Origin of the sequence: Bacillus cereus group sp. BfR-BA-01330 (assembly GCF_022663885.1) — a bacterium.
In the GTDB taxonomy this organism is placed as follows: domain Bacteria; phylum Bacillota; class Bacilli; order Bacillales; family Bacillaceae_G; genus Bacillus_A; species Bacillus_A cereus.
Window position 1 is genome coordinate 588,851 of record NZ_JAKUGK010000002.1, and the last position, 12,358, is coordinate 601,208.

A 12,358-nucleotide genomic window follows, 5' to 3' on the forward strand; every position below is an offset into this window, starting at 1 on the left:
ACCTGTTTGCAGTATGCAAACAGGTTGTTTTTATAATGGAGGAATGAAAATGAAAATTTTTGATGCTCATTGTGACGTGCTTCTTCAGTTATGGAGTGCACAAGGGAAAAGGAATTTTAACGATGATTCACAATTACATATTACATTTGAACAGTTAAAGAGAAGAAAAGGAAGTATACAATGTTTTGCTATATATGTACCAGAAACAGTGGCATATGAAAACCGATTTGAAGCAGCATTACAAATGGTAGATATTTTTTATAATGAAATTTTATCCCTACCAGGTGTAAAGTTTATTCAGACAAAAGATGATATTAACATGTTAAAACAGGACGAGGTTGGAGCGATATTAACACTAGAAGGATGCGAAGTAATTGGAAAAGAAGCAATGAAATTACGGTTGTTGTATCGCCTAGGAGTACGTTCTTTTGGACTAACATGGAATTATGCCAATCTCTTAGCTGATGGTGCGCTAGAGACACGTGGGGCGGGTTTAACGAATTTTGGTAAACAGGTTGTACAAGAACTGAATGCGCTACATGTATGGACTGATGTGTCTCATCTGAATGAAAGAAGTTTTTGGGATGTTATAGAGATTGCAAAAAATCCTATTGCTTCCCACTCAAATTGTATGAAACTTTGCGAGCACCCACGTAATTTAAACGATGAACAACTTAAAGCTCTTATAAAGAAAAATGGCATGATCGGTGTCACTTTTGTACCGCAGTTTCTAACGAATGAAAATGAAGCAAATATAACAGATATAGTAAGACATATCGAATATATTTGTTCATTAGGTGGAGAGTACAATATAGGATTTGGTTCAGATTTTGATGGGATTTTAGAAACAGTTGTAAATGTATCAGTTTATCGAGATTATGAAAATGTAATGAATGAGCTTTGTAAACACTATGCTACATCTACTGTAGAACGATTTTTATATGATAATTTTGTAGAACATATGAGTTTTTAAGTTTCGGTTTAAAATTCAGAAAAATTAAAATTAATTCATTTGATTTTATTGCTTTTTTTAAGACCTAATACTAGAATGAAAAACAAAATAGCTTTATACTAAAGATTCAGGGAAATCAGAAGAGGCATAATTTGCGTCCGTTGTAGTTTATTTGCATAAAAAATGCTAAACTATTACTGTAAAAAAATACACTACAATGAATGCAGCCAAAAGGGGTGTAGGAGATGATTAGTCAACTTTCATGGAAAGTTGGAGGCCAACAAGGTGAAGGAATTGAAAGTACAGGAGAAATCTTCTGTATTGCATTAAACCGATTAGGATATTATCTATACGGTTACCGCCACTTCTCATCACGTATAAAAGGCGGCCATACAAATAATAAAATTCGTGTAAGTACAACAGAAGTACGAGCGATCTCAGATGATTTAGATATTTTAATTGCTTTTGACCAAGAAACAATTGATTTTAATTTCCACGAACTACGTCCAGGTGGAATTGTAGTTGCGGATGCGAAATTTAATCCAACAATACCTGACAATACAGATGTAAATCTATATGTGATACCGTTTACAGATATTGCTTCAGAATTAGGCACATCATTAATGAAAAACATGGTTGCTGTTGGAGCATCAAGTGCAGTATTAGGATTAGATGAAACAGCTTATTTAGATGTTGTTGAAGAAATCTTTGGTCGTAAAGGAGAGCAAGTCGTTCAAAAGAATATGGACGCAATTAAACGTGGCTCTCAATATATGAAAGAATTACTAGGTGAGAAAGTAAACATGATGCAGCTTGAAAAAGCTGATGGTAAAAAACGCATGTTTATGATTGGGAACGATGCAATCGCATTTGGTGCGGTAGCTGGTGGTGCTCGTTTTATGTCAGCATACCCAATCACACCTGCATCAGAAATTATGGAATACTTAATTAAAAAATTACCGAAAGTCGGCGGAACAGTAATCCAAACTGAGGATGAAATCGCAGCTTGTACAATGGCAATCGGTGCAAACTATGCTGGTGTTCGTACATTAACGGCATCTGCTGGTCCAGGTCTTTCATTAATGATGGAAGCAATCGGTTTAGCAGGTATTACAGAAACTCCATTAGTAATTGTTGATACACAACGTGGCGGCCCAAGTACAGGATTACCAACTAAGCAAGAACAGTCTGACTTAATGGCGATGATTTACGGTACGCATGGTGAAATTCCAAAAATCGTAATGGCGCCAAGTACAGTTGAAGAAGCTTTCTATGACATTGTAGAGGCATTTAACTTATCTGAAGAATATCAAGTTCCTGTTATTTTCTTAACAGATTTACAGCTTTCTTTAGGAAAACAAACAGTAGAACCACTTAAATTAGATAAAGTGGAAATTCGTCGTGGTAAGCTTGATTTAGAAGTAGAATTACCAGAACGTGAAAATAAAGCATACTTCAAGCGTTATGAAGTAACAGAAGACGGCGTTTCACCACGTGTTTTACCTGGTATGAAAAATGGTGTTCACCATGTTACAGGTGTAGAACATGATGAAACTGGAAAACCATCGGAATCAGCAATAAACCGTAAAGATCAAATGGACAAACGTTTCCGTAAAATGGAGAACTTGAAGTTTAATACCCCTGTTTATAAAAATGTTAAGCATGAAGAAGCAGACGTATTGCTTGTTGGATTTAACTCAACTCGTGGTGCGATCGAAGAGGCAATGACGCGTTTAGAACAAGAGGGTATGAAAGTAAACCATGCTCATGTGCGTTTAATTCACCCGTTCCCAACAGCTGAAATCGATCCACTTGTGAAAAAGGCGAAGCGTGTTGTAGTAGTAGAAAACAATGCAACAGGTCAGCTTGCTAACATTATGAAAATGAATCTTGGTAATGGTGAGAAAATTTCTAGTCTTTTAAAATATGATGGAAACCCATTCTTGCCGAAAGAGATTTACAACGAATGCAAAAAAGGGGTTGTATTAAATGGCAACATTTAAGGACTTTCGTAACAGTGTAAAGCCAAACTGGTGCCCAGGTTGCGGAGACTTCTCAGTGCAAGCTGCAATTCAACGTGCGGCAGCTAACGTTGGCCTAAATCCAGATGAACTTGCTGTTATTTCTGGTATCGGCTGTTCAGGCCGTATTTCAGGTTATATTAATTCATATGGTGTGCATAGTATTCATGGTCGTGCCCTTCCAATTGCGCAAGGTGTGAAAATGGCAAATCGTGATTTAACAGTTATCGCTTCAGGTGGTGACGGTGATGGATTTGCGATTGGTATGGGTCATACAATCCATTCTATTCGTCGTAATATCGACATTACGTACATCGTAATGGATAACCAAATTTACGGATTAACAAAAGGGCAAACTTCACCACGTAGTGAAGCTGGATTTAAAACGAAAAGCACACCACAAGGTTCAATTGAACCATCACTAAATGTAATGGAAATGGCCTTAACAGCTGGTGCGACATTTGTGGCGCAAAGCTTTTCGAGTGATTTAAAAGAATTAACACAAATTATTGAAGCTGGTATTAACCATAAAGGATTTTCATTAATTAACGTATTTAGCCCATGTGTTACTTACAATAAAGTAAATACTTACGATTGGTTTAAAGAGAATTTAACGAAACTAAGTACAGTAGAGGGATATGATCCATCTAATCGCATGATGGCTATGCAAACTTTAATGGAAAATAACGGTTTAGTAACAGGGTTAATTTATCAAAATACTAAGCAGCCATCATATCAAGAACTTGTTAAAGGCTATAGTGAAGAGCCTTTAGTGAAATCTGATTTAAATATGGATCAGAAAATGTTTGATGAGCTTGTTGCTGAATTTATGTAATGTAAGAAGAGGAGGTTGCCGATTTGGTAACCTTTTTTTATGTACAAAAATATAGGGTAGTCTTATTTACTTAGAAAATTCAGAATGATAAAATAATATATAAATCGTTGTATGAAAATGGCAAGTTCATTGCTTATGAAATGTAAGATAATAAAGGGCCTCTTTATTGTTAAAATTGGCGAAATACATCATACTATGGTAATGTTTATAGGGATAAAGCAATATGCTTTTTGGTAGGACAATAAGAAATGATAAAAAGGGAATGTCTATTTGCGTGGGGAAGACTTCATTCTTATGAATGATTAGATTGATTACTCAAGTTTCAAAGGACAAGTTATCTCTCAAGCTATCTAACCATTTTTGAGGTGAGTCTAGGCGCATTAAAATGGACTATAGAGTATGTATAGTTAAGGGTGAAAGGAGATTACCGATGAACGAGCAACAACGATTAGCAAGTCAACAAGCAAATTCCTCTACGAAAAAAGAAGAGAAAGATTATAGTAAATACTTTGAAAGTGTATATCAACCACCTTCCTTAAAGGATGCGAAAAATCGCGGGAAAGAAGAAGTTAAAATTGAACGGGATTTTGGCTTACCTGAAGAGTTTCGCAATTTTGGTACAGGAAGAAAGTTCTATATTCGTACATATGGTTGTCAAATGAATGAGCATGATACGGAAGTAATGGCAGGCATTTTCACCGCACTTGGATATGAACCAACTTTTTCAACTGAGGATGCAGATGTAGTTTTATTAAACACTTGTGCAATTCGTGAAAATGCTGAAAATAAGGTGTTTGGTGAGCTAGGCCATTTAAAGTCACTCAAACGAAGAAATCCAGACCTTTTAATTGGTGTATGTGGTTGTATGTCTCAAGAGGAATCTGTTGTAAATAAAATTATGCAAAAAAATCAGCATGTAGATATGGTATTTGGAACGCATAATATTCATAGATTACCGTACATTCTAAAAGATGCGATGTTCTCGAAAGAGACGGTAGTTGAAGTATGGTCAAAAGAAGGTGACGTAATTGAAAACCTTCCGAAAGTACGTCGTGGTGATATTAAAGCTTGGGTAAATATTATGTATGGCTGTGATAAATTCTGTACGTATTGTATTGTACCGTATACACGTGGAAAAGAGCGAAGTAGACGTCCAGAAGATATTATCCAAGAGATTCGTCATTTAGCTGCAAATGGTTATAAAGAAATTACTTTACTTGGTCAAAACGTAAATGCATATGGTAAAGACTTTGAAGATATAGAATACGGTCTTGGCGATTTAATGGACGAACTTCGTAAAGTTGATATTGCCCGTATTCGTTTTACAACGAGCCATCCACGTGATTTCGATGATCACTTAATTGAAGTGCTTGGCAAAGGTGGCAACCTAGTAGAACATATCCATTTACCAGTTCAATCTGGAAGTACGGATATGCTGAAAATTATGGCACGTAAATATTCGCGTGAGCATTATTTAGAACTTGTAAGAAAAATTAAAGAAGCAATTCCAGATGCAGTATTAACAACAGATATTATCGTTGGTTTTCCAAATGAAACAGATGAGCAATTTGAAGAAACGATGTCGTTATATCGTGAAGTAGGGTTTGATACTGCCTTTACATTCATTTACTCTCCTCGCGAAGGTACACCAGCTGCAAAAATGAAAGATAATGTACCGATGGAAGTAAAGAAAGAACGTCTTCAACGCTTAAATACACTAGTAAATACGTTGGCAATTGAAAAGAATAGTCGTTACAAAGGTCAAATTGTAGAAGTGTTAGTTGATGGGGAAAGTAAAAATAATCCGGAAGTACTTGCAGGTTATACTCGTACGAATAAACTTGTAAACTTCGTCGCTTCAAAATCTTTAATTGGTCAGCTTGTGAAAGTAAAAATAACGGAAGCAAAAACTTGGTCTCTTAACGGGGAATTAGTTGAAGAGCCGATTGAGGTGAAATAATAGATGAAAGTATATTCGAAAGATGACATTGTTGAACAAGCGAAAGAATTAGCAAAAATGATTTCTGAAACAGAAGAAGTTGATTTTTTTAAGAAAGCAGAGGCGCAAATTCATAAAAATGAAAATGTAAAGCGCGCAATCGATGAAATTAAAGCACTGCAAAAACAAGCAGTAAACTTGCAACATTACGGGAAATGGGAAGCTTTAAAAAAGGTAGAAGCTGAAATTGATGCATTGCAAGATAAGTTAGACAGTATTCCAGTCGTACAACAATTTAAATCTTCACAAACATACGTAAATGACTTATTACAGTTAGTTGCTAGTACAATTTCTAACAACGTAACAGATGAAATATTAATTTCAACTGGTGGCGATGTACTAAAGGGTGAAACTGGCGCAGCAGTAGAAAGTAAAAAAGGAAATTGTGGTTGTTAAAGAGATGTCATATTGACATCTCTTTTTTTGTGGATTAAACGTAAGGTCTTCTCAAAAAAAAGAATGACACATTCCGCTATTGTCACGCATATGATTAAGTGAATAGTGATTGAGGAGGGTTACGAATGTCCGAATTTAGAGAGATTATTACAAAAGCAGTGGTTGGAAAAGGACGTAAGTATACAAAGTCAACGCATACATGTGAATCGAATAATGAGCCAACAAGTATTTTAGGGTGCTGGGTAATTAACCACTCGTACGAAGCAAGAAAGAATGGAAAACATGTGGAAATTGAAGGTTTCTATGATGTGAACACTTGGTATTCATTTGATGGAAATACAAAGACTGAAGTTGTAACAGAACGTGTGAACTACACGGACGAAGTAAGTATTGGTTATCGTGATAAAAACTTTTCTGGTGACGATTTAGAAATTATTGCTCGTGTTATTCAGCCGCCAAATTGTTTAGAAGCACTTGTATCACCAAATGGTAATAAAATTGTTGTAACTGTAGAACGTGAATTTGTAACAGAAGTAGTTGGAGAAACGAAAATTTGTGTAAGTGTAAATCCTGAAGGCTGCGTAGAATCAGATGATGATTTCCAAATTGCTGATGATGAATTTGAAGAATTAGATCCGAACTTTATCGTTGATGCAGAAGAAGAGTAATAGAAAGCTAGGGAGAAGTTCTTCCTAGCTTTTTACTTTACATAAGTGGCGCTGAATGAACATGATTCTTTATGAAATATGTTATAATGAAGAAAGACTCCTGAAATAGGAGATAAGAGTGTCCGTGAAATGCGACATATATGAAAATAGATTATCATGTAAGAATTATGGAGGAAAAGTATGACTCAATATACGCCTATGATACAGCAATATTTAAAGGTTAAGGCAGATTATCAAGATGCCTTTTTATTTTTTCGCTTAGGCGATTTTTATGAAATGTTCTTTGAGGATGCTGTTAAAGCAGCCCATGAACTTGAAATTACATTAACGAGCCGAGATGGTGGTAGTAGTGAACGTATACCAATGTGCGGTGTACCATATCATGCGGCTAAAAACTATATTGAACAACTTGTTGAAAAAGGATATAAAGTAGCTGTTTGTGAGCAAGTAGAAGATCCGAAAACAGCTAAAGGTGTAGTACGTCGTGAAGTAGTACAATTAATTACGCCAGGAACGATGATGGAAGGGCGTACAATTGATGAGAAAGAAAACAACTTCTTAGCCGCATTAACACATTTTGAAGATGGATCATATGCATTAGCTTGTAACGACTTAACGACTGGACAAAATACAGTAACGTTACTGACTGGTTCAGTAGAAGATATTTTATTAGAAGTGTATGCAACTGGTTCGAAAGAAATTGTTGTTGATTCTTCATTTTCTAAAGATGAACTAAACAAGTTAACTGAAACATTGAAAATGACGATTTCGTATGAAGATGCAACGGCAATTCCGGAAGGATTAGAACATCTTGTGAAAAATGTTTCACAAGCAAAATTAATTAAAGCAGTTGGACGTTTATTTAACTATGTAATAAGAACGCAAAAACGTTCTTTAGATCATTTGCAACCAGTAGAAATTTATTATACGAATCAATTTATGAAAATTGATGTACATTCAAAGCGAAACTTAGAACTGACAGAAACACTTCGGACGAAAGAAAAAACAGGATCACTATTATGGTTATTGGACAAGACGAAAACAGCTATGGGTGGTCGTATGTTAAAACAGTGGATGGAACGTCCACTTATACAGAAAGAAAGAATTGAAGAGCGTTTAGAAATGGTTGAAACGTTTGTAAATGATTACTTCTTACGTGAAGATTTAAAAGAAAAGTTAAAAGAAGTATATGATTTAGAACGCTTAGCAGGAAAAGTTGCATTTGGTAACGTAAATGCAAGAGACTTATTACAATTAAGACGTTCATTACTTCAAGTGCCAGCTATTTTAGAAGCAATTAGTTTGTTAGATAACGCTTATGCATCGAGATTAATTCAAGGTGCAGATCCATGTGAAAGCTTAACAGAATTACTAGGAAGAAGTATTCAAGAAAACCCACCGCTTTCAATTAAAGATGGAGATATTATTAAAGATGGGTATAATGACAAGCTTGATCAATATCGTTACGTGAGTAAAAACGGGAAAACGTGGATTGCTGAGCTTGAAAAAAGAGAACGTGATATTACTGGAATTAAATCGTTAAAAATCGGATACAACCGTATTTTCGGTTACTACATTGAAGTAACGAAAGCGAATCTTGCAGCACTTCCAGAAGGTCGCTATGAACGTAAACAGACGCTTGCTAATGCTGAACGTTTCATTACAGATGAACTGAAAGAAAAAGAAACGTTAATCTTAGAAGCTGAAGAAAAAATTGTACAGCTAGAATACGATTTATTTACAGCACTTCGTGAAGAAGTAAAAGTATTTATTCCGAAATTACAACATTTAGCGAAAGTAATTAGTGAATTAGACGTACTGCAAAGTTTTGCGACAGTTAGTGAAGAAGAACAGTTTGTAAAACCTGTACTGACAACGAAGCGCGAAATCTTTATTAAAGATGGTCGTCATCCTGTCGTTGAAAAAGTATTGAACGGGAAATTGTATGTACCGAATGATTGTATTATGCCAGAGAATATGGATGTCTTTTTAATTACAGGGCCGAACATGTCTGGTAAAAGTACGTATATGAGACAATTAGCACTTGTAACGGTTATGTCGCAAATCGGTTGTTTCGTACCAGCAACAGAAGCAGTATTACCTGTATTTGATCAAATCTTTACGAGAATTGGTGCAGCGGATGATTTAATATCAGGTCAAAGTACATTTATGGTCGAAATGTTAGAAGCGAAAAATGCAATTGCAAACGCATCAGAAAGAAGTTTAATTTTATTCGATGAAATTGGACGCGGTACATCTACCTATGATGGTATGGCACTTGCACAAGCAATTATTGAACATATTCATGACCAAATTGGTGCAAAAACGTTATTCTCTACGCATTATCACGAATTAACGGTGTTAGAAGAGAGTTTAGATCAACTGAAAAATGTACACGTTTCAGCAATTGAAGAGAATGGAAAAGTAGTATTCCTTCATAAAATTCAAGACGGGGCAGCAGATAAAAGTTACGGAATTCACGTTGCGCAACTTGCAGAGCTTCCAGATAGCTTAATCGCCCGCGCGAAAGAAGTGTTAGCACAGCTAGAAGGACAGGAAGAAATTATTATTCCAAAACGAGTAGAAGTGAAAGTACAAGAAGCTGCTCCAGAACCTGTAGTTGTAAAAGAGGAAATAGCAGAAATACAGGAAACGAAAGTAGAGACTGAAGAAGAATCGCAACTATCTTTCTTTGGAGGAGAACAGTCTTCGAAGAAACAAGACAAACCTCTGCTAGATCAAAAAGAAACAGCAGTATTGGCGCAAATTAAAAAAATCGATTTACTTGATATGACACCTTTAGAAGCGATGAACGAATTGTATCGCTTACAGAAAAAGTTAAAGAAAGGATGAGTAAGTAGATGGGGAAAATTCGCAAACTCGATGACCAACTCTCTAACTTAATTGCGGCAGGGGAAGTAGTAGAGCGCCCTGCTTCAGTCGTAAAAGAACTTGTGGAAAATTCTATCGATGCGAATAGTACATCTATTGAAATCCACTTAGAAGAAGCTGGGTTATCGAAAATTCGTATCATTGATAACGGTGATGGTATTGCAGAAGAAGACTGTATCGTCGCTTTTGAACGCCATGCGACGAGTAAAATTAAAGATGAAAACGATCTGTTTCGCATAAGAACACTCGGTTTCCGCGGTGAGGCATTGCCGAGTATTGCCTCTGTTAGTGAATTAGAATTAATTACTAGCACAGGTGATGCGCCTGGTACACACCTCATAATTAAAGGTGGAGACATTATAAAACAAGAGAAAACTGCGAGCCGAAAAGGAACAGATATTACAGTACAAAACTTATTCTTTAATACACCAGCGCGTCTTAAATATATGAAAACCATTCATACGGAGCTCGGGAATATTACAGATATCGTGTATCGTATTGCAATGTCACATCCAGAAGTATCGTTAAAACTGTTTCATAATGAAAAGAAATTGCTTCATACATCAGGTAACGGTGATGTAAGACAAGTACTTGCATCGATTTACAGTATTCAAGTTGCGAAGAAGCTTGTTCCAATTGAAGCTGAATCTTTAGACTTTACAATTAAAGGCTATGTAACATTACCAGAAGTAACGAGAGCATCTCGTAATTATATGTCAACGATCGTAAATGGTCGTTACGTTCGAAACTTTGTACTAATGAAAGCAATTCAGCAAGGATACCATACATTACTGCCAGTCGGCCGGTATCCAATTGGCTTCTTATCGATTGAAATGGATCCAATGCTAGTTGACGTTAACGTACATCCAGCGAAGTTAGAGGTTCGTTTTAGTAAAGAACAAGAATTGCTAAAGCTGATCGAAGAAACATTGCAAGCTGCATTTAAAAAAATACAGCTCATTCCAGATGCAGGCGTAACAACGAAGAAAAAAGAAAAAGACGAAAGTGTGCAAGAACAGTTCCAGTTTGAGCATGCGAAGCCGAAAGAACCATCTATGCCGGACATTGTTTTACCAACTGGCATGGATGCAAAACAAGAAGAACCGCAGGCTGTGAAACAGCCACCACAACTGTGGCAACCGCCGAAACAAGAATGGCAACCACCACAGTCGCTCATAAGAGAAGAACAAAGTTGGCAACCATCCACTAAACCGATAATCGAAGAACCAATTCAAGAAGAGAAATCGTGGGACAGTAATGAAGAGGATTTTGAACTAGAGGAATTAGAAGAAGAAGTTCGGGAAATAAAAGAGATTGAAATGAACGGGAATGACTTACCACCGCTTTATCCAATTGGACAAATGCATGGAACATATATTTTCGCTCAAAATGATAAAGGCTTATATATGATTGACCAGCATGCCGCGCAGGAACGTATTAATTATGAATACTTCCGTGATAAAGTAGGAAGGGTAGCGCAAGAAGTACAAGAGTTACTTGTACCGTACCGTATTGATCTATCTCTTACTGAATTTTTACGTGTCGAAGAACAGTTAGAAGAACTAAAAAAAGTTGGGCTATTTTTAGAACAATTCGGCCATCAATCCTTTATCGTCCGCTCGCATCCAACATGGTTCCCGAAAGGACAAGAAACAGAAATTATCGATGAAATGATGGAGCAAGTTGTCAAACTAAAAAAAGTGGATATTAAAAAATTACGTGAAGAAGCAGCCATCATGATGAGCTGTAAAGCATCCATTAAAGCGAATCAATATTTAACGAACGATCAAATATTTGCCTTACTGGAAGAATTACGTACAACAACAAACCCATACACATGCCCACACGGAAGACCGATTCTTGTGCATCATTCTACTTATGAGTTGGAGAAGATGTTTAAGAGGGTTATGTAGAGTGAATAAATTATATTTCAAAAGGGAGCAACATTTACTGTTGCTCCCTTTTCATATGTAGATTTAATAGTTAAACGAGAATATGGTGGAGTAATTTTACAGTTTATTTCTTGGTTGTGTTAGCTTAAATTTATCTATGTATAAAAAAGCGCTGTATACAGCACTTTTTAAAATGTGCATGAATTGTATCATTACTAACTAAATAACTATGCATGGTTGAATGTTGCTTCTTATTTAGCTAATTGTCATAAGGATCTATACAATTACTTATTTTTATTATTATTAATTTTTTCAGTGTATAGAACTTGCTCTTTATAGTGCTTCTTAATTGGGAAGTTATGTGTACCTGTGCCGTTCTTGAATTTTTTATCAATGGGGTTCTTTAGAGGAACTGTTGTAGTTTCAGTAAATTCATATGGGTAATTTATTTTAGATTTATCTTCAAACATGAAAATGCCTCCTTTTAGGATCTCCTAAATTCTTTACTATAACATGATATGCATATAGATATTTTTTGGACTAGTTATTTATATAGGTTAATGGAATTTAATTACATAACTACTGAAACATTTTAAAGGAAAACAATTTGAGAAAGAAATGGTATGAATAGCTGTTGGCTCCTATTGTTGTTTTTTTTGTTTGACAGCACAGTTAATTATGTATATAAATTCAATATAGATTG

The 12,358-nt window shown here is 35.7% G+C and carries 9 protein-coding genes; 8 read left to right on the forward strand and 1 reads right to left on the reverse strand.

Annotated elements, in window-relative coordinates:
- Positions 1 to 49: 49 nt before the first annotated feature.
- The 8 genes from MR112_RS08875 (at position 50) to mutL (ending at position 11,676) form a co-directional block, all read left to right on the forward strand.
- Entirely contained in the window at positions 50 to 973 is a 924-nt protein-coding gene (locus MR112_RS08875; protein ID WP_000688048.1) for a dipeptidase, read from the forward strand.
- A 224-nt stretch (positions 974 to 1,197) separates the two neighbouring features.
- Positions 1,198 to 2,955 carry a 2-oxoacid:acceptor oxidoreductase subunit alpha gene (locus tag MR112_RS08880; protein WP_000625418.1) on the forward strand — a complete coding sequence of 586 codons (1,758 nt, stop codon included), beginning with the start codon at positions 1,198 to 1,200 and terminating at the stop codon, positions 2,953 to 2,955.
- A complete protein-coding gene (locus tag MR112_RS08885) occupies positions 2,942 to 3,808 on the forward strand; it encodes a 2-oxoacid:ferredoxin oxidoreductase subunit beta (protein WP_000190155.1) in 867 nt (288 codons plus the stop codon). Before MR112_RS08880 ends, MR112_RS08885 begins: the two co-directional genes overlap by 14 nt.
- 430 nt (positions 3,809 to 4,238) lie before the next feature.
- Positions 4,239 to 5,768: a tRNA (N6-isopentenyl adenosine(37)-C2)-methylthiotransferase MiaB gene (miaB, locus tag MR112_RS08890; protein WP_001005394.1), complete on the forward strand. Its 1,530-nt coding sequence runs from the start codon at positions 4,239 to 4,241 to the stop codon at positions 5,766 to 5,768.
- Between the two features lie 3 nt (positions 5,769 to 5,771).
- Positions 5,772 to 6,203 (forward strand): YlbF/YmcA family competence regulator, encoded by a 432-nt coding sequence (locus MR112_RS08895; RefSeq protein WP_000870461.1) that lies wholly within the window; start codon positions 5,772 to 5,774, stop codon positions 6,201 to 6,203.
- Positions 6,204 to 6,328: 125 nt separating this feature from the next.
- The gene (cotE, locus tag MR112_RS08900) at positions 6,329 to 6,871 is read left to right on the forward strand and encodes an outer spore coat protein CotE (protein ID WP_001288799.1); all 543 of its coding nucleotides are present in this window, start codon (positions 6,329 to 6,331) and stop codon (positions 6,869 to 6,871) included.
- A 180-nt stretch (positions 6,872 to 7,051) separates the two neighbouring features.
- Positions 7,052 to 9,724: a DNA mismatch repair protein MutS gene (mutS, locus tag MR112_RS08905; protein ID WP_000196026.1), complete on the forward strand. Its 2,673-nt coding sequence runs from the start codon at positions 7,052 to 7,054 to the stop codon at positions 9,722 to 9,724.
- Positions 9,725 to 9,732: 8 nt separating this feature from the next.
- Positions 9,733 to 11,676, forward strand: a complete 1,944-nt coding sequence (gene mutL, locus MR112_RS08910) for a DNA mismatch repair endonuclease MutL (RefSeq protein ID WP_000516465.1) — start codon at positions 9,733 to 9,735, stop codon at positions 11,674 to 11,676.
- A gap of 263 nt (positions 11,677 to 11,939) precedes the next feature.
- Here mutL and MR112_RS08915 read toward each other — a convergent pair whose 3' ends face one another.
- On the reverse strand, positions 11,940 to 12,125 hold the full coding sequence (locus MR112_RS08915; RefSeq protein WP_000461138.1) for a hypothetical protein: 186 nt from the start codon (positions 12,123 to 12,125) through the stop codon (positions 11,940 to 11,942).
- Between the last annotated feature and the right edge of the window lie 233 nt (positions 12,126 to 12,358).